This window comes from Nocardia sp. XZ_19_385 (assembly GCF_015355755.1).
In the GTDB taxonomy this organism is placed as follows: Bacteria; Actinomycetota; Actinomycetes; order Mycobacteriales; family Mycobacteriaceae; genus Nocardia.
This window is the reverse complement of the sequence record NZ_JACVEE010000004.1, coordinates 118,378-145,234: the sequence shown is the minus strand read 5'-3', so window position 1 is coordinate 145,234 and position 26,857 is coordinate 118,378. Positions and strand designations below refer to the sequence as shown.

At 67.3% G+C, this 26,857-nt stretch carries 23 protein-coding genes; 12 read left to right on the top strand and 11 right to left on the bottom strand.

Translation table 11 applies throughout. From position 1 onward, the window contains the following. The first annotated feature begins 70 nt into the window (after positions 1-70). Both IBX22_RS29590 and IBX22_RS29585 read left to right on the top strand, forming a co-directional pair. A complete protein-coding gene (locus IBX22_RS29590; protein WP_194819055.1) occupies positions 71-679 on the top strand; it encodes a TetR/AcrR family transcriptional regulator in 609 nt (202 codons plus the stop codon). Continuing rightward, a complete protein-coding gene (locus tag IBX22_RS29585; protein WP_194819054.1) occupies positions 679-2,232 on the top strand; it encodes a glycerol-3-phosphate dehydrogenase/oxidase in 1,554 nt (517 codons plus the stop codon). The genes IBX22_RS29590 and IBX22_RS29585 overlap by 1 nt, the downstream gene beginning before the upstream one ends. Positions 2,233-2,487: 255 nt before the next feature. Here IBX22_RS29585 and IBX22_RS29580 read toward each other — a convergent pair whose 3' ends face one another. Then, complete coding sequence (locus tag IBX22_RS29580) at positions 2,488-3,015, bottom strand: GNAT family N-acetyltransferase (protein ID WP_228539746.1); 528 nt, start codon at positions 3,013-3,015, stop codon at positions 2,488-2,490. Between the two features lie 19 nt (positions 3,016-3,034). Then, complete coding sequence (locus IBX22_RS29575) at positions 3,035-3,700, bottom strand: TetR/AcrR family transcriptional regulator (protein ID WP_194819053.1); 666 nt, start codon at positions 3,698-3,700, stop codon at positions 3,035-3,037. Positions 3,701-3,921: 221 nt separating this feature from the next. Between IBX22_RS29575 and IBX22_RS29570 the strand changes: the two genes are divergently transcribed. From IBX22_RS29570 to IBX22_RS29550, 5 genes are all read left to right on the top strand, one after another. Further along, the gene (locus IBX22_RS29570) at positions 3,922-4,752 is read left to right on the top strand and encodes an NAD(P)H-binding protein (RefSeq protein WP_194819052.1); all 831 of its coding nucleotides are present in this window, start codon (positions 3,922-3,924) and stop codon (positions 4,750-4,752) included. A 247-nt stretch (positions 4,753-4,999) separates the two neighbouring features. Next, positions 5,000-6,436, top strand: a complete 1,437-nt coding sequence (locus IBX22_RS38385; RefSeq protein ID WP_194819051.1) for an FHA domain-containing protein — start codon at positions 5,000-5,002, stop codon at positions 6,434-6,436. Positions 6,437-6,483: 47 nt separating this feature from the next. Further along, on the top strand, positions 6,484-8,793 hold the full coding sequence (locus tag IBX22_RS29560) for an FdhF/YdeP family oxidoreductase (RefSeq protein ID WP_194819050.1): 2,310 nt from the start codon (positions 6,484-6,486) through the stop codon (positions 8,791-8,793). Continuing rightward, the gene (gene fdhD / locus IBX22_RS29555) at positions 8,790-9,611 is read left to right on the top strand and encodes a formate dehydrogenase accessory sulfurtransferase FdhD (protein WP_194819049.1); all 822 of its coding nucleotides are present in this window, start codon (positions 8,790-8,792) and stop codon (positions 9,609-9,611) included. Before IBX22_RS29560 ends, fdhD begins: the two co-directional genes overlap by 4 nt. An 82-nt stretch (positions 9,612-9,693) precedes the next feature. After that, the gene (locus IBX22_RS29550; RefSeq protein WP_194819048.1) at positions 9,694-10,224 is read left to right on the top strand and encodes a hypothetical protein; all 531 of its coding nucleotides are present in this window, start codon (positions 9,694-9,696) and stop codon (positions 10,222-10,224) included. A 58-nt stretch (positions 10,225-10,282) separates the two neighbouring features. Here the strand turns inward: IBX22_RS29550 and IBX22_RS29545 are convergent, their stop codons facing one another. Both IBX22_RS29545 and mihF read right to left on the bottom strand, forming a co-directional pair. After that, positions 10,283-10,687 (bottom strand): NUDIX domain-containing protein, encoded by a 405-nt coding sequence (locus IBX22_RS29545; RefSeq protein ID WP_194819047.1) that lies wholly within the window; start codon positions 10,685-10,687, stop codon positions 10,283-10,285. A 37-nt stretch (positions 10,688-10,724) separates the two neighbouring features. After that, complete coding sequence (mihF, locus tag IBX22_RS29540; RefSeq protein WP_194819046.1) at positions 10,725-11,039, bottom strand: integration host factor, actinobacterial type; 315 nt, start codon at positions 11,037-11,039, stop codon at positions 10,725-10,727. An 854-nt stretch (positions 11,040-11,893) separates the two neighbouring features. On the opposite strand from mihF, the gene IBX22_RS29535 reads away from it, so the two are divergent. Continuing rightward, positions 11,894-12,271 (top strand): nuclear transport factor 2 family protein, encoded by a 378-nt coding sequence (locus IBX22_RS29535; protein ID WP_194819045.1) that lies wholly within the window; start codon positions 11,894-11,896, stop codon positions 12,269-12,271. A gap of 85 nt (positions 12,272-12,356) precedes the next feature. Here IBX22_RS29535 and IBX22_RS29530 read toward each other — a convergent pair whose 3' ends face one another. From IBX22_RS29530 to IBX22_RS29505, 6 genes are all read right to left on the bottom strand, one after another. Continuing rightward, positions 12,357-12,782, bottom strand: a complete 426-nt coding sequence (locus IBX22_RS29530; protein WP_194819044.1) for an STAS domain-containing protein — start codon at positions 12,780-12,782, stop codon at positions 12,357-12,359. A gap of 252 nt (positions 12,783-13,034) precedes the next feature. Further along, positions 13,035-14,315 carry an ATP-dependent Clp protease ATP-binding subunit ClpX gene (gene clpX / locus IBX22_RS29525; protein WP_194819043.1) on the bottom strand — a complete coding sequence of 427 codons (1,281 nt, stop codon included), beginning with the start codon at positions 14,313-14,315 and terminating at the stop codon, positions 13,035-13,037. Positions 14,316-14,705: 390 nt separating this feature from the next. After that, positions 14,706-15,371 (bottom strand): ATP-dependent Clp protease proteolytic subunit, encoded by a 666-nt coding sequence (locus IBX22_RS29520; protein WP_194819042.1) that lies wholly within the window; start codon positions 15,369-15,371, stop codon positions 14,706-14,708. A 44-nt stretch (positions 15,372-15,415) separates the two neighbouring features. After that, positions 15,416-16,003, bottom strand: a complete 588-nt coding sequence (locus tag IBX22_RS29515) for an ATP-dependent Clp protease proteolytic subunit (RefSeq protein WP_194819041.1) — start codon at positions 16,001-16,003, stop codon at positions 15,416-15,418. 158 nt (positions 16,004-16,161) lie between these two features. Then, positions 16,162-17,517 (bottom strand): trigger factor, encoded by a 1,356-nt coding sequence (tig, locus tag IBX22_RS29510; RefSeq protein ID WP_375540291.1) that lies wholly within the window; start codon positions 17,515-17,517, stop codon positions 16,162-16,164. A gap of 226 nt (positions 17,518-17,743) precedes the next feature. Next, complete coding sequence (locus IBX22_RS29505; protein ID WP_194819039.1) at positions 17,744-18,301, bottom strand: FKBP-type peptidyl-prolyl cis-trans isomerase; 558 nt, start codon at positions 18,299-18,301, stop codon at positions 17,744-17,746. A gap of 121 nt (positions 18,302-18,422) precedes the next feature. On the opposite strand from IBX22_RS29505, the gene IBX22_RS29500 reads away from it, so the two are divergent. Genes IBX22_RS29500 through IBX22_RS29490 form a run of 3 tightly spaced genes read left to right on the top strand, consistent with a single transcriptional unit; the run spans position 18,423 to position 25,102 of the window. Further along, on the top strand, positions 18,423-20,891 hold the full coding sequence (locus IBX22_RS29500) for a phosphoketolase (RefSeq protein WP_194819038.1): 2,469 nt from the start codon (positions 18,423-18,425) through the stop codon (positions 20,889-20,891). Between the two features lie 54 nt (positions 20,892-20,945). Further along, complete coding sequence (locus tag IBX22_RS29495) at positions 20,946-22,442, top strand: 3' terminal RNA ribose 2'-O-methyltransferase Hen1 (protein WP_194819037.1); 1,497 nt, start codon at positions 20,946-20,948, stop codon at positions 22,440-22,442. Next, on the top strand, positions 22,442-25,102 hold the full coding sequence (locus IBX22_RS29490; protein WP_194819036.1) for a polynucleotide kinase-phosphatase: 2,661 nt from the start codon (positions 22,442-22,444) through the stop codon (positions 25,100-25,102). The genes IBX22_RS29495 and IBX22_RS29490 overlap by 1 nt, the downstream gene beginning before the upstream one ends. Before the next feature lie 30 nt (positions 25,103-25,132). On the opposite strand, the gene IBX22_RS29485 is transcribed toward IBX22_RS29490, so the two are convergent. Continuing rightward, complete coding sequence (locus tag IBX22_RS29485; RefSeq protein WP_194819035.1) at positions 25,133-26,059, bottom strand: AraC family transcriptional regulator; 927 nt, start codon at positions 26,057-26,059, stop codon at positions 25,133-25,135. 120 nt (positions 26,060-26,179) lie between these two features. Between IBX22_RS29485 and IBX22_RS29480 the strand changes: the two genes are divergently transcribed. Next, a complete protein-coding gene (locus IBX22_RS29480) occupies positions 26,180-26,854 on the top strand; it encodes an NAD(P)H oxidoreductase (protein WP_309234838.1) in 675 nt (224 codons plus the stop codon). Positions 26,855-26,857: the final 3 nt, after the last annotated feature.

Here is a 26,857-nt window from a genome sequence, read left to right as displayed (position 1 = left end):
GGTTTTTGAATTGCGTATCGACCATGCGTTACAGTTTGACATAGAGTGTCAAGCAGTAACGAGGAGACACATGCCTGAGCACGACATCGAACCCGAGCTGTCCGCCATCGACCTCGCGATCTTCGATGCGGCCCGCGCCTGCGTCGAAGAATTCGGCGTCCGCCGCACCACCCTCACCGAGGTGGCGCGCCGCGCCGGGGTCAGCCGGCCCACCGTCTACCGCCGCTGGCCCGACACCGGGGCCCTGGTCGCCGAGCTGCTGGTGCGTGAACTGCGCACCATTCTCGCCTCCGCCATGCCCACCGCGGGCACCGGCCGCACCCGGCTCGTGCGAGGCATCGTCACCGGCGCCGCCAAGATCCGCTCGAACCCGCTGTTCGGCAAGATCTTTCGCACCGACACCGACCTCATGCTGACCTACGTCTTCGGCCGCCTCGGCCGCAACCAGCGCAGCCTCATCACCCTCTTCGCCGCCGGCATCCGCGACGGCCAGCGCGACGGCTCCATCCGCCCCGGCGACCCCGAGCACCTCGCCACCATGCTCCTGCTGATCTCCCAGTCCGCGGTGCAATCCGCGGGCACCGTCGAGCCGCTGCTCTCGGGTACCGCGCTCGACACCGAACTGGCCCACGCCATCGACGGATATCTCCGCCCCGAGTCCACCGGAAAGGCACTGTGATGACTGCGAATTCGGCACGGAACGGAGACCCGGCGCTGAATGCCGTCCGCCGGGAGCGCGAGCTGCAGGAGCTCGGAGATACGGGCGACATCGATCTGCTTGTCATCGGCGGCGGTGTCACCGGGGCCGGAGCCGCGCTGGATGCGGCGGCCCGTGGACTGCGAACGGTGCTGGTGGAGCGGCACGATCTGGCGTTCGGGACCAGCCGCTGGAGCTCGAAGCTGGTGCACGGCGGGCTGCGGTATCTGGCCAGTGGGCAGGTCGGGATCGCGCACGAGAGTGCTGTCGAACGCGGAATTCTGCTTCGGACAACTGCTCCGCATCTGGTGCGCTCGATACCGCAGGTAGTGCCGCTGCTGCCGGGGATCGGTGCTGCCCAGCGCGCGTTGATCCGCGCCGGGTTCGTGGCGGGAGATGTGTTGCGGCGCAGCGCCGGAACGCCGTCCGCTCTGCTCCCCCGCTCGCGACGGATCGCGGCCGCCGAGGCGCTGCGGTTGGCTCCGACGGTGCGCCGGGAGGGCTTGAGCGGCGGCCTGCAGGCGTGGGACGGGCAGCTCGTCGACGACGCCCGCCTCGTGGTCGCGTTGGCTCGCACCGCCGCGGCGCGGGGCGCGACCGTGCTCACCCGCGTGGAAGCCCTTGATGTGACCGGTAATTCGGCCACACTGCGTGACACCCTCAGCGGGGAGACTTTGCAGGTCCGGCCACGCGCCGTGCTGAATGCGACCGGCGTGTGGGCCGATCAGGTCGATCCGAGCATCGAACTGCGCCCGAGCCGCGGCACCCACCTGGTCTTCGACGCCGCAGCCTTCGGCGGGCTCACCGCGTCGCTGACCGTGCCCGTTCCCGGCTCCACCAGCCGTTTCGTGTTCGCGTTCCCGGCCGCCCACGGCCGCGTCTACCTCGGACTGACCGACGAGGACGCCCCCGGCCCGGTCCCCGACGAACCGAAGCCCACCGACTCCGAGATCGACTTCCTCCTCGACACCATCAACACCGCCCTGCGAGAACCGCTGACCCGGAACGACATCCGCGGCTCCTACGCCGGCCTGCGCCCCCTGCTGAAAACCGGCGACGGCAGCACCGCCGACATCTCCCGCAAGCACGCCGTCCTGCACTCCCCCAACGGCGTCATCACCGTCGTCGGCGGCAAACTCACCACCTACCGCCAAATGGCCGAGGACGCCGTCGACGCGGCAATCACCGCGGGAAACCTCACCGCCGACCCATGCCGCACCAAACGACTTCCCTTGGTGGGCGCGGTATCCGGCGCCGCCCGCGACCGCATCGCCGCCCCCCAACTCCTGGTCGAACGCTACGGCAGCGAAGCACCGACCGTCCTCGCCGCGACCGACGGCAACCGCGCCATGCAAGCCGCGGTCGCCCCCGGAATCGACGTCACCGCAGCCGAATTCGCCTTCGCCATAACCCACGAGGGCGCCCTGACCCCCGACGACCTCCTCGACCGCCGCACCCGCATCGGCCTGGTCCCCGAAGACCGCGCCGCCGCCCTCCCCGCCGCATCCTCCGCCTGCATAACCACCATCAGCTGACCTGCGCACGCCGGAATTGCACGAACCGGTTGCCGAGCGCGGCAACTCGCCCCAGGCGCAGCCGATGTCAGTCGAAGACCCAATCGCCGAGCTCCGCGCGCATACAGGGCGCGGGGCCAGAGGTCGTGGTCGGCCCAAGGGCCCAATTGGTGAGCTTTTCCCCCGCAGGCGGCGGGCGGCAAGTCCAGCCAGTGCAGCCGAATTGCGCGAACCGGTTGCCGAGCGCGGCAATTCAGCCGAGGCGCGCAGCTGATATCAGTCGAAGACCCAATCGGCGAGCTCCGCGCGCATGCAGGCCCGGGGCCAGCGGTCTAGGCCGTGTGCAGATTCGGCAGCGCGTAGTTCGCGGAGGCCCGGTGTCTCCTGGTCGGGTAAAAGGTAGCGGAAGCCCAGGCGCTCGTAATATGGGCCGTTCCACGGGACCTCGGTGAACGTTGTGAGCGTGATCGCTTGCAGGCCTTCGCTTTTCGACCATGCGGCGGCGTGATCGATCAAGCCTTTGCCGATGCGCTGACCGACGTATTCGGGGTCTACCGATACCTGATCGATGTGGGCGTTGCCGTCGACCAGGCCGAGGACGAGATAGCCGATCGGGCGGTCCGCATCGTCGGGGCGGACCCAGGCGCGGCCGACGCGCTGGAATTCGCGCAGCGTCGACAGGGATGGCGGGTCGTCGTCGGCGACGGACTGCATTCCTATGTCCGCGAACGGTTTTCCCGCGGCGCGTTCGATGTCCTGCAGTACCGGCAGGTCGGCCTCGGTCGCCTGCCTAATCTTTCGCATCACAGATCCTGGCACGGATTTACTCGGCCGGCGTAGCGAGTATTCCGTTGATCAGCACGCGCAGCGCCCATCCCTCGCGGGCATCACCGCTGTAGAGCAGGTGTTCGCGCAGGCCCGCGATCATCGGGTAGCGGTCGGCGGGTAGCTCGTCGAGTTTCTGCTGGGCGGCGGCGATATTGGTTTCCGTGGTGCCGCCTTTCACGTTGTAGGCGCTCTGTTCGGCGGCCTGCGCGGTGATGTAGAGATACAGCAGGTCGACGGCCCAGGAGCTGGTGCGCGGGTCCAGGCCGCCTTCGTCGAGCAGTTTCAGCAGGCGTTCGAACAGCGCGAGGGCGTTCGGGCTGGTGGGTATCGCGCCGAGCGCCACCAGCGCGAGACCTTCGTGCTTGCTCATCACGGCCACCGCCGATTCGACCAGCACGTCCAGGCGTTCCCTCCAACTGCCGCCCTGCGGCTCCGGGACAGTGCCGAGCACGTGGTCCAGCATCGCCGCCATCAGGTCGTCGCGGTTAGCGACATAGACGTATAGCGAGGCCGCGCCGGTGTCGAGGTCCTGGGCGACGCGGCGCATGGTGAGAGCCGCCAGGCCTTCGCGGTCGAGGATCCGCAGGCCGGTTTCGACTATGACATCGCGGCTGAGCGGCGCTTTCGCCGGACGGGCACGGCGGCTGACGGGGGCACTCATGGAGGTGAGCATACGCGCCGCACGAACGCCGTTTGACACGAACACCGTTCGCACTCTAGCGTGAATATGTCGAACAACGTTCGTTACGAGCGCCGTTCCACCGGCTGCGCGTGCGGGCAAGCCTTCGTTCTCGAAAGAGGCAACCGCGCGAGACCCTGCAGCGGAAGCCCTTCGCCGAAAACGGCCACAATCCCCAAACACCCTCTCCACCAGGAGTTCTCATGATTCTCATCACCGGAGGCCGCGGTACGGTCGCCACCGAGCTGCGTTCCCTGCTGATCGACGACGGCCACGCCGTCCGCATCGGCTCCGCCCGTCCCGACGAGCTCGACCCACCGGCTGCCGTCTGCGATCTCAAAGATCCAAGCACCTTCGCCGCCGCCCTCGATGACGTCAGCTCGGTCTTCCTTTACGCCAACGCAACGCACATCTCCGAATTCGTCACAGCCGCAACCGAAGCCGGTGTCGATCACATCGTGCTGCTGTCCTCGTCCGCCACGCTGGACCCCGATGCCACCACCAACCCGGTCGCGAAAGCGCACCTCGACGCCGAACTCGGCCTCGCCGACGCCCCGATGACCGTCACCGTGCTCCGCCCCGGCGCCTTCGCGGGCAATGCCCGCGGCTGGGCCTGGTCGATCCGCGCCGGACGGCCGGTCAACCTGCCCTATCCGAATGCCTACGCCGACCCGATCCACGAACGCGACATCGCCGCTGTCGCGCACGCTCTGCTGACCCGGCCGGATCACCGCGGCCGCGGCCACACGCTGACCGGCCCGCAAACCCTCACATTCACCGAACAGCTGGAACTGATCGGCACGATCATCGACCGCCCGGTCGAGATCGCGCACGTCACCCCAGAGGCTTGGCGCGCGGAAGTGGCCGACTTCATGCCCGCGCACTTTGCCACCGGTCTACTCGACTACTGGGCCCGCTGCGACGGCGTGCCCACCCCCCTTTCCGATGCCGTGGAAGTGATCACCGGTCACCCCGCCCGCCCGTTCGCCCAGTGGGTGCAAGAGCACCGCGATGCGTTCGCCGCGACCCAATGATCCTCATCACCGCAGGCAGCGCCGGACGCGTCGGCCTGCACGCGCCGCCGCGCCGCTGAATCCGCACCACACGGGGTGGGCGCGAACCGGTTCGGGCTCCCCCTGCGGCGATCCGCGACCCGGATCCCGCCCGCCCGGACGACCTATGCTGGACGCCGGTATGAGCGAGTGTGGCCACCGAATCCGCCGCTCATACAGCGGCCCGCGCATCAGCGAGCCGCAGGCAGGTGCTCGGAAGGAGGCGCGGGTGGTCAAGAACCCGTCGACCGTAGGGATCGCGCCGGGCGAAGGTCTCATCGCACGCTTCGGCGAAGTCGTCATCTATCTGGGTGGCGAAACCGCCGCTACCGAACGGATTCTCGGCGCTATCGAAGCCGTTGCCAACGGGGACCATCCCGGCGCGGCGATAGTGCAGCGGCTGGCCGCCGTCATCTTCGTCGGCGGTTCGGAGCCGCCGCCGTTCGGACTGGTCGCACCGACTTCCGATGGCACCGTGATCCTGTTGCGCGGTCCGTTGATCGCCGAAATCCAAGGCGCCGAGGGAACCCGGCGACTATCCGGGGCCCGCGCTTTCACCTGGGTCGACGAGATCGTGCGCGAGCCGGTGCGCCGGATCAGCGTCGCCGGCAATATCGAAATGCCGGTGCACCCGCGATCGAATCTGCGTGACGGGATCGTGCCGGGCGGTGGTTTCGAGCTACGCGTCGGGCTCCGGCGGGCGGGGAAACGGCCGCCCCAGCGGACCGTCGCGAAACCACAGGCCGCCGAGCCCGCGCAGACCATGCCCGCGGGCTTCGACGCCCTCGATGAACCCACCGTGCCGGATCGCTCGGAAACCTCCGGCCAGCCACGCGCCACCGGACCGGGCCAGTCGGAAGCCTCCGGGCAAGGCCGCTCTGCAACCACCGCGGGGAACCCCACGGAGACCTCGGGACCAGGCCGCGCACCGGCCACCGCCGCGAACCGCACGGAAATCTCCGGCCCCGGCCGTTCCCCTGCCACCGAGGCCAACCGCACGGAAACCTCGGGCCCCAATCGTTCCCCGGCCGCCGGATCCGGCCGGGTAGAAACCTCCGGCGCAGGTCGCTCACCCTCCGGCGGCAAACCCGCGCAACCTCGCCGCGTGACCGACGTCGCCGGCTCCGAAGGACCCACCGCCAAAGCCACGGGTGGCCGCGCCGAGCCGGCCAGCACCGAGGCCATGCCGCAGGCCTGGTCTCAGGTCCCGGATTCGGACCCTGTTGTGCTGCAAAAGGATCCGACCCCGGAGGGCCCGCGTCCGCCCGCTACGCCGCCGGATTCCCGCGGCTCGCACACCGGTGCGCTCGTCTTCGAGGACACGGTTTTCCCGTTGGATCGCGCCTACGTCATCGGCCGCAGCCCGTCGGCCGACGACTCGGTCCGCACCGCCGCCGCTGCCCCGCTCCAGGTCCCGCGCGACCGGCACGTGTCCCGGGTGCACGCCTACGTCACCCCGGAGCGCGGCAAGGTCTTCGTGCGCGACGCCTCCACTCCCGCGGGCACTTTCATCGCCGCACCGGGTGCCGAGAAGTGGACGCGCATCGGTACCTCGGCAACCGAGCTCCCGCCGGGCTGGAGCATCCGCATCGGCGAGCGCGTGGTGACCTATCGACCTGGTGAACGCCGCTCCGCGGTGCCGAAGATCTTGCAAAAGCGGCGCTGACCGGGGGTTGCTGGCGAATCGCCAGGCGAGAGAGGACAATACCGACCATGCACCGCAGCAGTCCCAGACAGGACATCGACGAGTCGGCTCTGAGCGTCACCGCGCCCAAGCAGCAGGCGGCCGGTCTCACCGCCGTGGCCGTCTCGCTGAAGCGGTCGGTCGAGGAGATGGGGGTGCTCCGCACGGCCCGGACGCTCGCCCGCGTCAATCAGGTGCACGGGTTCGACTGTCCCGGTTGCGCGTGGCCGGAGCCGTCCGGGCATCGCCGCCCCGCCGAGTTCTGCGAGAACGGCGCGAAGGCGGTGGCGGAGGAAGCGACGCTGCGCACGGTCACCCCGGAGTTCTTCGCCACCCATTCGATCGATGATCTGGAAAGCAAGTCCGGATATTGGCTGGGACAGCAGGGGCGGCTCACGCACCCGATGGTGCTGCGCCCCGGCGCCACCCACTACGAACCGATTGCCTGGGCGGATGCCTACCGGCTGATCGCGGATGAGTTGCGCGCCTTGGCTTCTCCCGACGAGGCGGTGTTCTACACCTCCGGGCGCACCGCCAACGAGACGGCGTTCCTCTACCAGCTACTGGTCCGCAGTTTCGGCACCAACAACCTGCCGGATTGCTCGAACATGTGCCACGAGTCCTCGGGTGCGGCGCTGATCAGTTCCATCGGCATCGGCAAGGGTTCGGTGTCGATCGACGATTTCGGCAAGGCCGATCTGATCATCGTGGCGGGCCAGAACCCGGGCACCAACCACCCCCGCATGCTCAGCGCGCTGGCCGGTGCGAAAGCCAACGGCGCCAAGGTGATCGCGGTCAACCCACTGCCGGAGGCCGGCCTGCTGGGCTTCCGCGATCCGCAAACCGTCAAGGGTGTGACCAGCGGCGTCGCGATCGCCGACGACTTCTTACAGATCCGGCTCGGCGGCGACATGGCGCTGTTCCAAGGGCTGGCCCGGCTGCTGTTCGAAGCGGAGGACCGAGCCCCGGGCACCGTGGTCGATCGCCCGTTCGTCGACGCGCACTGCGCCGGTTTCGACGCCTACGAAAACCACGCCCGCGCAGTCGATCTCGACACCGTACTGCAGGCGACCGGGCTCACCCGAGCCGATCTCGACCGCACCGCGGCACTGCTCGCGCACTCCGAGCGGATCATCATCTGCTGGGCGATGGGCCTGACCCAGCAGGTGCACGGCGTCGCCACCATCGAGGAAGCCACCAATCTGCTGCTCCTGCGCGGCATGATCGGCAAGCCGGGCGCGGGCGTCTGCCCCGTGCGCGGCCATTCGAATGTGCAGGGCGACCGCACCATGGGCATCTGGGAGAAGGTGCCCGACACCTTCCTCGATGCCCTGGACCGTGAGTTCGGCATCACCAGCCCGCGCGCCCACGGCTTCGACACCGTCAACGCGATCCGTGCCATGCGCGAGGGCCGCGCGAAGGTGTTCTTCGGCATGGGCGGCAATTTCGTCTCCGCCACCCCCGACACCGCGGTGACCGAGGCCGCGTTGCGCGGCTGCGGCCTCACCGTGCAGGTGTCGACCAAACTGAACCGCAGTCACGTCGTGCACGGCCGCACCGCGCTCATCCTGCCCACCCTGGGTCGCACCGACGCCGATGTCCGCGACGGCGTGAAACAGCAGGTGTCGGTGGAGGATTCGATGTCGATGGTGCATCTTTCCACCGGTCGATTACACCCGGTCAGCGAGCACTTACGCAGCGAGGTCGGCATCGTGTGCGAACTCGCGCTCGAACTGTTCGGGCCGGACCATCCGGTCCCCTGGGACCACTACCGCCGCGACTACGACAAGATCCGCGACGCCATCGCCCACGTCGTCCCCGGCTGCGCCGACTACAACCGCCGCGTCCGTGAACGCAACGGCTTCGTACTGCCGCACCCGCCGCGGGATGCCCGTGAATTCCGTACCGCCACCGGCAAAGCCAACTTCGCGGTGAACGACCTGCACTGGCTCGAGGTGCCGCCGGGCAAGCTGATCCTGCAGACCCTGCGCAGCCACGACCAGTACAACACCACCATCTACGGCCTCGACGACCGCTACCGCGGCGTGCACGGCGGCCGCCGCGTAGTCCTCATGCACCTCGACGACATCACCGAATTCGGTTTCGCGGACGGCGATCTGGTGGATGTGGTCTCGGAGTGGAAGGACGGATCCGAGCGCCGCGTCACCGGCTTCCGCCTCGTCGCCTACCCGACCCCGCGCGGCAACGCCGCCGCCTACTACCCCGAGACCAATCCGCTGATCCCGCTCGATCACGTTGCGGCACGGTCGAATACGCCGGTCTCCAAGGCGGTCACGATTCGGCTGGAGCCGCACGTGCACGTCGGTGCCTCGTCGTGACGCGAGTGACCGCTCGTCGTCCTACCCTGCGGGTCACCGCCACTGGCGAGATCAAACGCCCCGACACCCTCGCGGTCGAGGAACCGCTCGAAATCCGGCTCGGCGGACAGTCTTTGACGGTCACCATGCGTACCCCGGGCAGCGATATCGATCTGGTGCACGGATTCCTGTTGAGCGAGAACATCATCGCCACCGCCGACGACATCGTCAGTGCGCGCTACTGCTCGGGCACCGACGAGAACGGCCAGAACACCTACAACGTCCTCGACATCCAACTGCGCACTCCGACACCGATTCAGCCGCGCGGCTTCCTGACCACCAGCGCGTGCGGACTCTGCGGCAAAACGGCACTCGACGACGTCCGGGCGCGCACCAGATACCCGATCCCCACGGACGGTCTCACCGTCGACACCGCCGCGCTCGCGACCATGCCGGACACCCTGCGGACACAGCAGGCCGTATTCGACGCCACCGGCGGCCTGCACGCCGCGGGACTGTTCACTACCGACGGCACCCTGCTGGCCGTCCGTGAGGACATCGGCCGGCACAACGCCGTCGACAAGGTCCTCGGCTGGGCACTGCGCGAAAACCGTATCCCCGCACACGATCTCCTCCTGATCGTCAGCGGCCGCGCGTCCTTCGAACTGGTGCAGAAGGCCGTTCAGGCGGGCATCCCCATGCTCGGCGCCGTCTCCGCCCCCAGTTCACTGGCCGTCGACCTCGCGGCCGACTCCGGCCTCACCCTGGTCGGATTCCTGCGCGGAGAAACCATGAACATCTACACCGGCGCGCACCGCATCTCCGGAATCCAGGGCTAGCCGCTCGACGCCTATTGCAGGTACCTGTGTCGCAGGTTTACGGTGACAACACCGATCTCCTCGGCAGGGAATGGAGTGACCGATGCGGATCAGGGTAGAAGGCAAATCCGGCGGGGTGCGGGTCCGGATGCAATTCGAACAGCATCGCCGCCGCTGGCTGGCCGTACGCATCATGCTGGGCATCCTGGCCGCCATGGGCCTGGTGACCGGCCTGTGGGCGGTCTTCGCCCCGCGTTCCTGGTACACCAGCTTCCCCGGGTTCGGGATGCAGTGGGTCGCGGTGGACGGCCCGTTCAACCATCACCTGGCCGGCGACGTCGGCGGATTCTTCCTCGGCATGGGCGCTATCTCGGCCTTCGCGCTGTGGCGCGGCGGGCCCACCCTGGCGCAGGCCGCGGGTCTGGGCTGGCTGGTGTTCTCGGTTCCGCACCTGATCTATCACGTGGCCCACAAACCGGCCGATATCGGCGCCTTCAGCTACACGTTGAGCCTGATCAGCGTCACCGCGCTGCTGGGCCTCGGCCTGGCCTGCCTGCTGGTACCTCCGCGCGGGCCGCACGTCCCCGATCCGGACCCGATCGAATTCCGCTTCCCCCGCGCCAGAAAGCGCTGAAACTGCGAACGCCCCCCAGCCTCTGGAAGCGCTGCGGGGCGTGCACAGGTCTGCGGGTTCAGGGCCAGTCCCAGCCTCGAACCGTGGTGAGATGACGTAGCGCCCGCACCACGGCCGGAGCGCAGAGATGGCCGTCTTCCGGTCCGAGCCAAGCCATTTCGGCGATTTCCGCGGCCGGGGCGGGAACGCCTTGCCCCGGTGCGCGGAAACAGTGCATTTCGACGAGGGTGCCGGGGCGACCGTGGGCCGGAGCCGTAATGGTCACCTCGGGCGTGATGGCGTGTTCGGCGATCTCCACGCCCACTTCCTCGCGGACTTCACGGACGAGCGCTCGCGTCAGGGTTTCCCCCGGCTCGGGTTTGCCGCCGGGGAGATAGAAGGCGTCGCGGCCCTGCGTACGGACCGCGAGCAACCTGCCATCCTCGACACACAACCAAGCAACGGATGTGAGCGTTCGTTCCATGCCCTGCAGACTACGACGTGCCGAAACCTGTTGGAACTCAGGCCTCGAGCGCGTCCAGCAGGGCAGCCCGCTGGCGGGCGCCCAGCCCACCGATGCGGCGGTCCTCCGGGATCTCGGCCTGGTCCATCAGCTTGGCGGCCTTGACCGGTCCGACACCAGGAAGCGCCTTGATCACGGCCGCTACCTTCGTCTTCTTCACCAGATCATCGGTCTCTGCCTTCTTCAGCAGTTCGGCGACCGAGACCTTGCCCGCCTTCACCTTGCCGATCAGTTCGGAGCGCGCCTTGCGCACCGCGGCAGCTTTGGCCAACGCCTCGGTGCGCTGCTCGGCGGTCATCGTGGGCAGTGCCATAACTCCTCCGCTTTCACTCGTCACTCGAACATCTGGATCGAACGTCTGGTTGACCGGACCGAGTAAACAGCACGTACCTGGGTGTTCCACCGCGACACACCGCGTAAAGGTAGCGATGAGTTTTCTGGTGTCGCAGCGTCAGAACTGGTGCACCGCCCGCACATAACGGGCGAAACGGACGAAAGGAATAAGGAACATACAGCTTTCACACGCCCGGTTCGGCACCATCGACGGTGCCTATCAGGCGCCCGGCGGTCCGGAGGAAGATACCAGTGGCGGATTCACCCGCGGACGGGTGGTCCGCCCGGCGCACACATACGGGATCATCGCGAGTTACTGGTCGCCACACCGTGATCCGGTCGAGCCGGTCCGCCCTGGCCGCAACGATCCGCCGAAAGGTGTTGCGCTGCCGACACTTAAGGATGCCGACCGGTCGGGAACCGAACTGCGGCAAGGCGATATCGCCACGACGCTCACCCCGCACGAGGAGCGCCTTGTCGCGGCTATCAGCACTTTCCCGAGGCGGTTACGCCCGAGTACGGCACCATCCGCAACGGCCCCGAACGGCCGTAACGGCGGGCCTGGAAAGGCCGACAGAATGTGCAGAGAGACCTGCACAGGACAAAGGTTCAACGGCGAACCAGGGGGAGCAATGGCGCTCCCCGACCCGGGCGCGACGCAACGGTCGTCACCGGTCCGCAGCAGCCGACAACAACTGCCACAAAGCCAGGAAATTCGGGTCGTCGGCGCCGCATCCCGCCCGGGCGACCCGCCTGGTGAGATCCACCCGCTCGAGGGAATCGCCGACTGTTATCCTCCGAATTGAAACACGTTCCAATTCGCTAGGGGTTTCCATGACACAGCAGATCCGCGATGTGGTCGAGCAGTACGTCAAGTTGGTCGGTTCCGGTCCGACCGAAGACATTGTGCAGCTCTACGCCCCAGATGCGACGGTGGAAGACCCCATCGGCACCGAGCCCAGGCAGGGCCACGACGCGATCCGTGAGTTCTACGAGGTGATCGCCAACCTGGACCGGGAAGCCGAACTGCACGCCGAGTCGGTCCGGATCGCCGGCAATCACGCGGCCTTCATGTTCACTCTCGTCACCAAGTTCGGCGACCAGAAGTTCACGCTCTCCCCCATCGACGTGATGGAGTTCGACGACGCGGGCAAGATCATCCGCATGCGCGCGTACTGGAGCCAGGAAGACATGAGTAGCGCCCCCAACTGATGTGGTCGGGGGCGCTGAGGTAATGCTGCGGCGGATGGATCGAGCCCCGGGTCTAGAGGCCCGATCCGCCCGCCGCTGTAGGCAGCTAGGCGACGTCGCGTACCGCCGTCGCCAGATCGGGAACAATCTCGAAAGCGGCTGTGCTCGAAGCGACTTCCAGCAGTCGGTCGACGCAGCGCGGGCCGGTGACCAGGCGCAGGGTGCGCTGGGTGTGCCCGGCCCAGTCGCGCGCCTCCAGCAGGACCCGCAGTCCGGCGACGCCGAAGAACGTCACCTTCGCTAGATCGACGACCACAATGGGTGCGGCGGTATTCAGGCAACCGACGACTTCCCGACGGAAGTCTTCGGCCGTGAACTGATCGACCTCACCTGCGACAGCGCACAGGGTGACGGATTTGCTGGGCTGTGTGACGGAGACCCTGAGCCGGTCCGCGGGATGTGGCGGCTTCGGCGTGGCAGAACGGCGCTTAGTCGGCGTGGCAGTGATTTGGGTGGCAATGACGGTGGACATGAAAACCCCGGTCCTTGCGCGCACGGCAACATGAAACCGTTGCCGGCGAGAATTTTTCGCCGCGAGCAATGTGGCTCAAGACTGGGCTGGCTGCTCAACCCTGTTTCAGGTGTACCCCAACAGACAGGTCTGTACACCTCGAGATCACAACTTTGTCACACAAACGTTAGCGGGGCTCGGCCCCAAAAGCCACGCGAAACGCGAAGTGGCTCATGCTCTCCATGAGCATGAGCCACGATCGAAGTGCAGCCCCTAGGCCGACTTCTCGCGGCGCTCGGTGCGCTGCGCCTTGCGCGGGACGATGGTGGGCAGCACGTTCTCGGTGACCGTATCGGCGTTCACGACCACCTTGGCGACGTCGTCGCGGCTGGGGATGTCGTACATCACCGGCAGCAGGACTTCCTCCATGATGGCGCGCAGACCGCGCGCGCCGGTGCCACGCAGGATGGCCTGATCGGCGATTGCCTCCAGTGCGTCCTCGGTGAATTCCAGGTCCACACCGTCCATTTCGAACAGGCGGATGTACTGCTTCACGAGGGCGTTCTTCGGCTCGGAGAGGATCTTGACCAAGGATTCCTTGTCCAGGTTGGTCACCGAGGCGACGACCGGGAGGCGGCCGATGAACTCGGGGATCAAGCCGAACTTGATCAGATCTTCCGGCATCACCTCGGCGAAGTGGTCGATGGTGTCGATGTCGGCCTTGGACCGCACCTCGGAGCCGAAGCCGATGCCGCGATGGCCGGTGCGCTCGGAGACGATCTTCTCCAGGCCCGCGAACGCGCCCGCCACGATGAACAGCACGTTGGTGGTGTCGATCTGGATGAACTCCTGGTGCGGGTGCTTGCGTCCACCCTGCGGCGGCACGGAAGCCTGCGTGCCTTCCAGGATCTTCAGCAGCGCCTGCTGCACGCCCTCGCCGGAGACATCACGGGTGATCGAGGGGTTCTCGCTCTTGCGGGCGATCTTGTCGACCTCGTCGATGTAGATGATGCCCGTCTCGGCGCGCTTGACGTCGTAGTCGGCGGCCTGGATCAGCTTGAGCAGGATGTTCTCGACATCCTCGCCGACATATCCGGCTTCGGTGAGCGCGGTGGCGTCGGCGATGGCGAACGGAACGTTCAGCATCTTGGCCAGCGTCTGCGCGAGGTAGGTCTTACCGCAGCCGGTGGGGCCGAGCATCAGGATGTTCGACTTGGCCAGCTCGACCACCTCACCGCGGCTGTCGCGGCTCTTGTCGCCGGCCTGGATGCGCTTGTAATGGTTGTAGACGGCCACCGCGAGGGTGCGCTTGGCAGTGTCCTGCCCGATGACGTAGTTCTCCAGGAAGTCCCGGATCTCGGCCGGCTTGGGCAGCTCATCGAGTTTGACCTCACTCGACTCGGCCAGCTCTTCCTCGATGATCTCGTTGCACAGGTCGATGCACTCGTCGCAGATGTACACCCCTGGTCCCGCAATGAGCTTCTTGACCTGCTTCTGGCTCTTTCCGCAGAACGAGCACTTCAGCAGATCGCCGCCATCTCCGATGCGCGCCATCTCGTGGGTCCCTACTTCCTTGTCCGCGTGCAACCGTCTGTCCAGGTTGCCAGCTATCCGCCACACTCGCGTGTAATCACGAACACTTCGAGCATTTCCCGCGGGTCGAGCCGAGCCGTCAACCGGGAGCAAAGGTCCCTAGCTCGACCGTACCCGGTGAGTGCGATGGAGGTCGACAACTCGAGCATGTTTCTCGCCCCCGGTTGTGCGAGTTCTCACTGCTTTGTAACACGTTCCGCGCTACGAGGGCTGATTCACCCCACCATAGGCCCGGAATAGCCGATCCGTCCGCCGAAGAAGCAGGACCCGCCGACGAAAACCGGCCGGGCAGTCTGCCGCGAGGCACCCTGCCCGGCCGAATTCAACTGACCAACAGCAACTTCCGAGCGTTTATTTCTGCGCGCTCAGCTTGCGGTAGTCGAACACCGTGTCCACGATGCCGTATTCCTTGGCGTCGTGGGCGGTAAGGATCTTGTCGCGGTCGGTGTCCTTGCGGATGGTGTCCGCGTCCTTGCCGGTGTGATGGGCCAGGGTGGTCTCCATCAGACGCCGCATGCGCTCGATCTCGGCTGCCTGGATCTCCAGGTCCGACACCTGACCCTGGATGCCACCCTCCAGCGACGGCTGGTGGATGAGCACCCGAGCATTGGGCAGGCAGGCACGCTTGCCGGGGGTACCGGCGGCCAGCAGCACGGCGGCGGCCGAGGCGGCCTGGCCCAGGCAGACGGTCGCGACGTCGGCGCGCACGTACTGCATGGTGTCGTAGATGGCCATCAGCGAGGTGAACGAGCCACCCGGCGAGTTGATGTACATGGTGATGTCACGGTCGGGATCCAGCGACTCCAGCACCAGCAGCTGCGCCATCACGTCGTTGGCCGACGCGTCGTCCACCTGCACGCCGAGGAAGATGATGCGCTCCTCGAACAGTTTGTTGTACGGGTTGGACTCCTTCATACCGAAGCTCGAGTGCTCGATGAACGAAGGCAGGATATAGCGCGCCTGGGGGCTCGCCGGTGCGATACCGGACAGTCCGGCGCGCGGGTCGATCAGGGCCATCTTCGTCTCCAAAGTCTCTGTGAGTGAGCGGTTTTCGCGGTGGCTCAGTTACCCACGCCGTTCGCCTGGTTCGCGTGGCCGATCACGTGATCGATGAAGCCGTACTCGAGGGCCTGCTTCGCCGTGAACCAGCGGTCGCGGTCGGCGTCGAGGGTGACCTGCTCGACGGACTTGCCCGTGTGCAGCGCCTGCAACTCGTTCAGCTCCCGCTTGGTGTGCGCGAACTGCTCCGCCATGATCGCGATGTCGGCGGCCGAGCCACCGATACCGGCCGAGGGCTGGTGCATCATGATCCGCGCGTGCGGCAGTGCGTACCGCTTGCCCTTGGTGCCCGCGGTGAGCAGGAACTGCCCCATCGAGGCCGCCAGACCCATGCCGAAGGTGGCGATGTCGCACTCGGCGAACTGCATGGTGTCGTAGATGGCCATACCCGCGGTGACCGAGCCACCCGGGGAGTTGATGTAGAGCCGGATGTCCTTGCTGGAATCCTCCGCCGCGAGCAACAGGATCTGAGCGCAGAGCTTGTTGGCGATATCGTCGTCGACCTGCGTCCCCAGGAAGATGATGCGCTCACGCAGCAGGCGCTCGTACACCGAATCACTGAGGTTGAGACCAGCAGTCGCGGCTGTCATGACGACCCCTGCCTGGTTGTTTGTCACGGATACCTGCCTTCTCTTCGCACCGGCTTGCTTGTACGGAAAACCTACACAGCGTTCGCTGTCACAAACACTAACGAAGCGGGGCGGCACCGAAATCCGGTACCGCCCCTTCTTCGCTCAGAGCGCAATCACTAAACGGCGGCCTCGGCCTCGTCGGCCTCCGCATTCGGGTCGCCGAACATCTCGGCGGTGTCGACCGCGTTGCCGTTGGAGTCGGTCACCTTGACCTGGCCGACGACACCGGCGAGGGCCTTGCCGCGGCGCACGTCGGCGAAGATCGCGCCGAGCTGGCCCGCCTGCTGCACCTGCTGGATGAACTGCTCGGGCGACAGGCCGTAGCGCTGGGACTGGAACAGGATGCGCTCGGTGAGCTCCTCCTGGCCGACCTGGGTGCCCTCGGCCTCGGCGATGGCGTCCAGCAGCAGCTGGGTCTTCACCGACTTCTCGGCCGATTCCTTGGTGTCCTTCTTGAACTCCTCGAGGGAGGAGCCCTGCTCCTCGAGCGCCTCGGCCAGCTTGGCCTCGTCGTGGTCGAAGCTGTGCACGGCGTCGTGCTCGACGGCGTCGATCTCGGCCTTGACCACGGCCTCGGGCAGCGGGATCTCGACCTTGTCCAGCAGGGCCTCGAGCACCTTGTCGCGGATCTCGCCGGCCTGGGTGACCTTCTTGACCCGCTCGACGCGGCCCTTCAGGTCGTCCTTCAGCTCGTCCAGGGTGTCGAATTCCGAAGCCAGCTGGGCGAATTCGTCGTCGGCCTCGGGCAGCTCGCGCTCCTTGACCGACTGCACGGTGACCTTGATGACGGCGTCCTTGCCGGTGTGCTCGCCGGCGACCAGCTTGGAGGTGAACTCACCGGTCTCGCCGGCGGACAGGCCGATGAGGGCCTCGTCCAGGCCCTCGATGAGCTGGCCGGAGCCGACCTCGTGGGACAGGCCGGTGGTGGAGGCGTCGGCCACCTCTTCGCCGTCGACCGTGGCGGACAAGTCGATGGAGACGAAGTCGCCGTCCTGGACCGCGCGCTCGACGGCGGTCAGGGTGCCGAAGCGCTGGCGCAGCGACTGCAGCTGCTCCTCGATGTCGGCATCCTCGATGGTGAACGCGTCGACGGTGACCTCGAGGTCGTCGTAGGCCGGGAGGGTGATCTCCGGGCGCACGTCGACCTCGGCGGTGAAGGCCAGCTCCTGGCCGTCTTCGATCTTGGTGATCTCGATCTCCGGCTGGCCGATGACCTTGATCTCGGCGGCGGTGACGGCCTCGCTGTAGCGGGCGGGCAGCACGTCGTTGACGACCTGCTCCAGCACGGCGCCGCGGCCGACGCGGGTCTCGATCAGCTTGGCCGGGGCCTTGCCGGGACGGAAGCCGGGGATGCGGACCTGCTTGGCCAGCTCCTTGTATGCCTTGTCGAAGTCGGGCTTCAGCTCCTCGAAGGGCACCTCGACATTGATCCGGACCCGGGTCGGGCTCAGCTGCTCGACGGTGCTCTTCACGGACATGCTCCTTGTTCGTTGTTCGGTTCGGTGTGCACGACAAAGCCTGCCCCGATTTGCGGAAGGGACGGGCGAAGCGACGCTACGTGCTGATCAGGGGGCGGACTGGTTGGTCGCCCACGTGCCCTGGTCTACGCATCCCGACCAGGGTAGTTGAACGACGCCGACGGGGTCTTCCCGCCCCCGCGGTCGCTAGGAGCGCAGCCTGCGCAGCGACCCGAAGATACTACTTGCCGATCTTCACGGCGTCGGTGACGAAGACCAGCGTCTCGTTCGGCTGGACGCCGTTGCCGCCCTTGCCGTAGCCGAGGTTCGGCGGCACGATCAGCAGCCGGCGCGCGCCCTGCTGCACACCGACCAGGCCCTGGTCCCAGCCCTTGATGACCTGGCCGCCGCCGAGGGTGAGGGTGAAGGGCTTGCCGCGGTCGAAGGAGCTGTCCAGCTTCTGCTTGTTCGACCAGGTGACCAGTGAATAGTTCATGGTGAGCGGGTCGCCCGCGACGGCGGCGGGGCCGCTGCCGGCGACCAGGTCCTTGACGATGAGCTTGGTCGGCGGGGTGCAGGTGTCCGGAATGCTGATCTTGGGCGTCGCGCCGTAGCCGCCGACCACCTCGATGTCGTCGGCGGTGCACTCGGCGCCGGTGTTCTGCGCGGGCAGCTTGCCGAAGGTGGACTGCGCCGAGGAGTCGGTGGCCGCGGCGGTGTCGTCCGAGCCGCAGGCGGTCAGCGTGAGCGCGGCCACGGCGACAGCGCCGATTCCGATGATCCTGCCGAGAGTTCGCATGCGGCGGAGAGTATTGCACCGGTCGGTCGGTTGCCCATCCGGCCTCGGTCCGGCGATACCTCACGCAGAATGGGTACTGCACGCAAGACGGCTGGACAACACCGAGCGTGAGGAGTCGGGGATGACCCAGACCACCGGCGCCGAGGATGACACCTCGGCCGACAATGTGGGCGGCACCAGCGGGGACACCGTCGCGCCCACCCCGTACCACCTCGGCGACACACCGGGGCCGCTCGGCCGGGACGAACTGACCTCGATCGACGCGTGGTGGCGCGCCGCGAATTATCTGGCGGTCGGCCAGATCTATCTGATGAGCAATCCGCTGTTGCGGGAACCGCTGGCGGCCGAGCACATCAAGCCGCGACTGCTCGGGCATTTCGGCACCGTTCCCGGGTTGAATCTGGTCTGGGTGCACGCCAATCGGGCGATCCGGCAACGCGGGCTGAACGCGGCGTTCGTCGCGGGGCCGGGGCACGGCGGGCCGGGGCCGAACGCATGCGCCTGGCTGGAGGGCACCTATTCCGAGCTGTACAGCCATATTCCCCGGGACGGGGCCGGGATGCGCGCGCTGTTCGCGCAGTTCTCGTTTCCGGGCGGGGTCCCGAGTCATTCCGCGCCGGAGACGCCGGGCTCCTTCCACGAGGGCGGCGAGCTCGGCTATTCACTGCTGCACGCCTTCGGCGCGGCCCTGGACAATCCGGATCTGACCGTGTTCTGCGTGGTCGGCGACGGTGAGGCCGAGACCGGGCCGCTGGCCACCAGCTGGCATGCCAACAAGTTCCTCAATCCCGCGCGGGACGGCGCGGTGCTGCCGGTGCTCGCGCTGAACGAGTACAAGATCGCCAATCCGACGATCCTCGCGCGCATTCCGGAAGCAGAGCTGATTTCGCTGCTGCGCGGATACGGCTATGACCCGCTCATCGTCGCGGGCAACGATCCGGCGGCGGTGCATCAGGCGATGGCGACCGCGGTCGATACCTGTCTGGAGCGGGTCGGGCAGATCCAGCGCGCCGCGCGCGGCGGGACCGACGGAGTCCGGCCGAGCTGGCCGATGATCGTATTGCGCACGCCGAAGGGATGGACCTGCCCGCCCAAGGTGGACGGGGATCAGGTCGAGGGGACTTACCGCGCGCACCAGGTGCCGCTACCGGCCGCGCGCACCGACGACGCCCATCGCGCGGTGCTCGAACAATGGTTGCGGGCCTATCGCCCGGAGGAACTGTTCGACGAGGCCGGTCGGCCGGTGTCGGAGTTGATCGATCTGGTGCCGGGCGGCGATCGGCGCATGAGTGCGAACCCGGTTGCCAACGGCGGCATGCTGGTTCGTGATCTGCGGCTGCCGGACTGGCGCGACTACGGGGTGCCGGTCGATGCGCCCGGCGCCGGCCAGCACGAGGCGACCCAGGTGCTCGGGACCTGGCTGCGCGATGTCACCGCGGCCAACCCGGACAACTTCCTGACCTTCGCACCGGACGAGCTGGCGAGCAACCGGTTGCAGGACATCCTGGAGGTAACCGGGCGGGACTGGCAGGCCGAAATCGGTGAGTACGACTCGAAATTGGATCGCACCGGCCGGGTGATCGAGGTGCTCTCCGAGCACATGTGCCAGGGTCTGCTGGAGGGGTATCTGCTCACCGGCCGGCATGGCGTGTTCACCTGCTACGAGGCGTTCATCCACATCGTCGACGCCATGTTCAATCAGCACGCCAAGTGGCTCGATGCCAGCGCGCAGGTGCCGTGGCGGCGGCCCATCGCGAGTTTGAATTATCTGCTCTCGTCCCATGTTTGGCGGCAGGACCACAACGGGTTCACCCATCAGGATCCCGGGTTCCTCGACGTGGTGCTGAACAAGAAACCCGAGATCGTGCGGGTGTATCTGCCGCCGGACGCGAACACGCTGCTGTCGGTGTACAACCACTGCCTGCGGTCCAAGCACTACGTGAATGTTGTGGTGGCCGGGAAACAGCCACAGGCGGACTGGCTTTCGGTGTCCGACGCCGCCGTGCACTGCGCGCGCGGGGCCGGGATCTGGGACTGGGCGGGACACAACGACACCCTCGGCCGCACGCCGGACGTGGTGCTCGCCTGCGCGGGTGACGTGCCGACCCTGGAGACCCTGGCCGCCGCCGCGATCCTGCGAGACCGCATGCGGGAGTTGCGGATTCGGGTGGTCAACGTGGTCGACCTGATGCGGTTGCTGCCCGAGCAGGAACATCCGCACGGGCTGCCCGACCGGGAGTTCGACACACTCTTCACCCGGGACCGGCCGGTGATCTTCGCCTTCCACGGGTATCCGTGGCTGATCCACCGGCTCACCTACAAGCGCACCAACCACGCCGAGATCCATGTTCGCGGCTACAAGGAAAAGGGCACCACCACAACGCCTTTCGACATGGTGATGCTCAACGACATGGATCGATACCACCTGGTGATGGATGTCATCGATCGCGTGCCCGGGCTGCGGGAGAAGGCGGCCGGGCTGCGGCAAGAAATGGTGGACGCGCGCTGGAACGCGCGCGCCTGGACCCGCGAACACGGCGAGGACATACCCGTCGTCGCGAAATGGCAGTGGCCCGACCCCAGCCGCTGAGTTACCTGCGGAAACTCCCTTGCGACGTTCGCACAGGTGAGCGACGATCGCTGCATGCTTTTGACGATCACCTGCACACCGCCCGAGGGCGCGGCTTGGCCCGCGTCCGATCTGGGGTTCTTGCTGCACAAGAACCCCGGGCGGGTGCAGGCGTTCGAGCAGTCCTACGGGACCGCGCACGTGCTGTATCCGGAGGCGAGCGAGCAGCGCTGCACTGCGGCGCTGCTGCTCGAGGTGGACCCGATCCGGTTGGTGCGCGGTCGCTCTCGCAATACGCCGGATTTCAGTCTCGGGCAGTACGTGAACGATCGGCCGTATGCGGCGTCGTCGCTGTTGTCGGTGGCGCTCGGGTCGGTGTTCCGGACCGCGTTGCGCGGCCGGTGCGAGCTGCGGCCGGAACTGGCACAGACGGCGCTGCCGCTGCGCATCGAGTTGCCGGCGGTGCCGTGCAAGGGTGGGCCGGAGGCGGCCGAGAAGGTGTTCGCGCCGCTCGGCTGGGAAGTCTCCGCCACTCCCCTGCCGTTGGACCCGGCGTTCCCGGAGTGGGGTGAATCTCACTACCTGCATGTTGTTCTCACCGGGACGATGCGACTGGCGGACGCGCTGTCACACCTGTATGTGCTGTTGCCGGTACTGGACGGGGCGAAGCACTACTGGCTGGCCGCGGACGAGGTCGACAAGTTGATCCGGACGGCTGCGGGGTGGTTGGCCGAGCATCCGGAGCGGGCGTGGATCACGCGGCGGTATCTGGCGCGGCGGCAATCGCTGGTGCGGACCGCGCTGGCTCGGCTCGCTGAGGTAGACGATGTCGATCCGGAGCAGTTGGACGCGGTGGAGGACAACGACGAATCCGATGCTGGGCAAGAGGTCAGCCCGAACGAAGCGAAGGATCTCGCAACGCCCGAAGCCGAGCCGCGCACACCATCATTGGCAGTGGCGCGGCGGGCTGCGGTGCGTGCAGCTCTGTACGAAGCCGGTGCGCACCGCGTACTCGATCTCGGCTGCGGTGAAGGCGTGTTGCTGCGAGAACTGTTGTCCGACCGGATGTTCACCGAGATCGTCGGTGTCGATGTGTCCATGCGCGCGCTCAATATCGCCAAGCGGCGGCTGCGTTTGGAGCGCATGCCGGAGCGGATGGCGCAACGGCTGACGCTGCTTCAGGGTGCACTCACCTATACCGACACGCGCCTGCGCGGCTATGACGCCGCGGTGCTGATGGAGGTGATCGAGCATGTCGATCCGCCGCGGCTCGGGGCGCTCGAACACGCGGTATTCGGTTCCGCCGCACCGGATTCCGTGCTGATAACCACTCCGAACTCGGAGATCAACGTCCGGTTCGAGGGTCTGGCGGCAGGCGAGTTCCGGCACGACGATCACCGGTTCGAGTGGACGCGTGCGGAATTCGCGGCCTGGGCCGACGGCGTCGCCGCCCGGTACGGCTATGCCGTGCGCTACGTCCCGATCGGTACTCCCGATCCGGAATTCGGGCCGCCCACACAAATGGCGGTCTTCACCAAGCTCACCTGCAACGACGAGAAAGGGGCCGCGTGATGACCGAGCTGTCAATCCCGGAGCTTTCGCTCGTCGTGCTCATCGGCAGTACCGGTTCGGGCAAATCCACGTTCGCGCGCAAACACTTCCGCGCCACCGCGGTCGTGTCTTCGGATGCCTGCCGCGGCATCGTCAGCGACGACGAGAACGATCAGTCGGCGACACCGGACGCGTTCGCGTTGCTGCACCACATCGCGGGCGTGCGGTTGCGGCGCGGACTGCGCACCGTCGTCGACGCCACCAACGTGCAGCCCAAGGCCCGGCAGGAACTGGTCGCGGTCGCCCGGGCGCACGATGTGCTGCCGGTGGCGATCGTGCTCGATGTGCCGGATTCGGTTTGCCTGGAACGCAATACGGCCCGCGCCGACCGCGCCCACCTCGGTGCGCACGTCGTGTCCCGGCAGCAGCGCGAACTGCGGCGCGGCCTGCGCGGCCTGGAACGCGAGGGCTTCCGGAAGGTCTATGTGCTGCGCGGGGTCGAGGAAATCGATGCCGCGACCATTGCCGACGAGAAGGCGTGGAACGACAAGCGCGAACTCACCGGGCCGTTCGATGTCATCGGCGACGTGCACGGCTGCCGCTCCGAACTGGAAACCTTGCTCGGTGTCCTCGGCTACGAACTGGAACACGACGAGGCGGGCCGGGCCGTCAACGCCCGGCACCCGGCCGGGCGTACCGCCGTGTTCGTCGGCGACCTGGTCGACCGCGGCCCGGACACCCCGGGTGTGCTGCGCCTGGTGATGGGCATGGTCGCCGCGGGCACCGCGCTGTGCGTCACCGGCAACCACGAGTACAAGCTGGTGCGCGCGCTCAGCGGCAAGAAGGTCAACCCGGCCCACGGCCTGGCCGAATCCCTGGCCCAGCTCGACGCCGAGGACGAGGACTTCCGCAAGGCGGCCCTGGACTTCTGCCGCGGCCTGATCAGCCACTACGTCCTCGACGGCGGCAACCTCGTCGTCGCGCACGCGGGCCTGAAAGAGGAGTACCACGGCCGCGCCTCCGGGCGGGTCCGCTCGTTCTGCATGTACGGCGAATCCACCGGCGAGACCGACGAATTCGGGCTCCCGGTGCGCTACCCGTGGGCCGAGGACTATCGCGGCCGCGCCACGGTCCTCTATGGTCACACGCCGATGGCCGAACTGCACTGGGTCAACAACACCCTGTGCCTGGACACCGGCGTGGTCTTCGGCGGCCGGCTGTCGGCTCTGCGTTATCCGGAACGCGAACCGGTTTCCGTTCCGGCGGAACAGGTTTGGTACGCGCCGGTACGCCCGCTGGAAGCCACGACCATCGCCACCCCGGCCGGGGTGGTGCACCGCGACCCGGGCGTCCTCGATCTCGACGACGTCGTCGGCCGCCGCGTGGTGGAAACCCGCCAGCACGGCCGCGTCGGCGTCCAGGAGGAAAACGCGAGCGCCGCACTGGAAGTCATGAGCCGTTTCGCCCTGGACCCGCGCTGGCTGGTCTACCTCCCGCCGACCATGTCGCCGTGTGCGACCTCGTCGCTGGACGGCTACCTCGAGCATCCGGCTGAAGCCTTCGCCTACTACCGCTCCGAGGGCGTCGACCGCGTGCTGTGCGAAGAGAAGCACATGGGCTCGCGTGCCATCGTCGTGCTCACCCGCTCGGCCGAGGCCGCCCGCAACCGCTTCGGCGTCGAAGACGGCCGCACCGGCGTCATCTACACCCGCACCGGCCGGCCGTTCTTCGACAACGCCGCACAGTCCGAAGCGCTGCTCGCCCGCGTGCGGGCGGCGGCTGAATCAGCGGGCCTGTTCGAGGAACTGAACAGCGACTGGCTGATCCTGGACGCCGAACTGATGCCGTGGTCGGCAAAGGCGGTCGGACTACTTCGCAGCCAGTACGCGGCAGTCGGTGCGGCGGCACGAGCGTCGCTCGGCACAGCGTCCGCGGTCCTCGCGGCCGCCACCGAACGCGGCCTCGATGTCGCGGACCTCGCGTCGCGCACCGAAGCCCGCCGCACCGACGCGACGGCCTTCACGACCGCGTACGGCCGCTACTGCTGGCCGGTCGACGGCCTCGACGGCATCCGCCTCGCCCCGTTCCAACTCCTGGCGGCCGAGGGTGCCAACTACGCCACCCGCGACCACAATTGGCACCTGACCCACATCGACCGTCTGGTCGCTGCGGACAGCGAACTGTTCACGGCGACCGGCCGAATGATCGTCGACCTGACCGAGCCGGACGGCGAAGTCGCGGCCACAGCCTGGTGGACGGAGCTGACCGAGGCCGGAGGCGAAGGCATGGTCGTCAAGCCGTTCGACTCGCTTGTGCGTGGCGCACCGCGCAAGAAGTCCGCCCCTGCGGCGAACGCCGAGACCGACGAGCCGGGCACCGACGGCGCAGCCTCCGCCGCGCGCGATCCAGCGCACACCGGTCGACTGGTCCAGCCAGGCGTGAAATGCCGTGGCCGGGAATACCTCCGGATCATCTACGGCCCGGAGTACCTCCACGACGCCAACCTCAGCCGCCTCCGCACCCGCGGCCTCGGCCGCAAACGCTCGATGGCATTGCGCGAGTACGCCCTCGGTTTGGAATCCCTGGACCGCTTCGTAGCAGGCGAACCCCTCTGGCGCGTCCACGAGGCCGTCTTCGCGGTCCTCGCCCTGGAATCCGAACCGGTCGACCCACGCCTGTAGCCGCGCGACCGCCTTCCACGCCGCTGCGGACTACGCGGCGGCGCGGAAGGCCGTCGGGCTCATGCCTCGGTAGCGTTTGAAGGCGGCGCTGAAGCCGAAGGGGTCGGCGTAGCCGACGGATTTGGCTACCTGGGCGACGGTGAGGTCGGTGTCGGCGAGGAGTTCTTCGGCTTCGTCCATGCGGAAGTCGGTGAGGTAGGACAGGGGTGGGCGGCCCATCAGGTCGGTGAAGCGTTTGGCGAACAGGGCGCGGGAGACGCCGGCTTCGGCGGCGAGGGTGGCTACCGACCAGGGGCGGGAGGGGTTGCCGTGCATGGCTTTCAGGGCCGGGGCGAGGATGGGGTCGGCGAGGCCGCGGTACCAGGTGGGTGCGTCGGGGCCCGCTTGGTCGAACCAGGTGCGCAGGGTGCAGACCAGGGCCCAGTCCAGGAGGCGGTCCATCAGGGCTTGGGAGCCGGCGACGTGGGTGGCGGAATCGATGGCGGCTTTCTCCAGCCAGTCGCAGGTGTCGACGTCCTCTTGGATCACCAGTGCCGATGGTAGGGCGCGCAGCAGACGTTCGTGGCGGCGGCCGGCGGCGCGGTAAGCGCCTACGATCAGTGCGGTGGTCTCCGAAGTGTCGGCGCCCCAGCGGATTCCGCTGATCTCCTCCGAGGTACAGGCGGGATCGGGAGCGAAGCAGGCGATTTCGTATTCGAGGTGCGGACGGTTCAGGGAATCCGGGTTGTCGGTGAGGTGGAACGGATCGGCACCGCGGACCACGGCGGTGTCGCCCTTGCCGACGCGCATCTGGGTGCCGTCCGGCAGCATCAAGGTCCCGCCGCCGTGCAGTACACAGATCATGGTCAGCGGCGCGCGGTCGGCGAAGCGGATGGTCCACGGCGCCTCCAGGCGCGCGTTACTGACTACCGAGCCTTCGGCTCGAATGCCGCTCAGAAGTGCGCTAACCGGATCCATGCCACAATCGTAGACGAACTCCTATCCATCGAAGTGTTTCTCCTATGGATCGTCCACACGATGCGGGGTCTACTGGAGACCACGCAATCGAGATCGACCCAGGAGATCAGGAGAAATCCCGTGCAGAACACTGCTCAGCGCACCGCCCTCGTCGTCGTCGCGCACCACCGCTCCGACTCGCTTACCGCGCACACGGCCCGTCGCACCACCCAGCGGCTCGAATCGGCGGGCTATGCCGTCGACTATCTGGATCTGCATGCCGAGGGCTTCGATCCGCGCATGAACTTCGAAGACCAGCCCGAATTCGGAAATCGCGAAAAGCCGTATTCCGCTGAGACGCAGGCGCATATGCAGCGGATCCTGGACGCCGATATCGTCGTCGCGGTCTTCCCGGTGTACTGGCAGAGCGTGCCCGCCATTATGAAGGGCTGGATCGACCGAGTCTGGAACTATGGATTCGCCTACGGCCGTAGCAAACCGCGCCTGGCGGGCAAGCGCATGCTGTGGCTCGGACTCGCGGGCATCGCGGGCGACGACGCCTTCCTGCCGGACATGCAAGCGACCCTGGAGGCCAACCTCAGCACGGGCATCGCCTACTACTGCGGGTTCGCACACTCCCGGGTCGGGCTGCTCCCGGATGCGGAGGACCGCCCGCAGCGCCTCGACGCCGAGGGCAACCTGTCCATCGGCGACGCCGTCGGCGGGGCCGAGCGAGTCGCCCACTACGACGAATTCGACCGCAGGGCAGCCGAACACCTGGCGGAGTTCCTGGCTGTCGAGGCAGTGCCGGTGTGAATC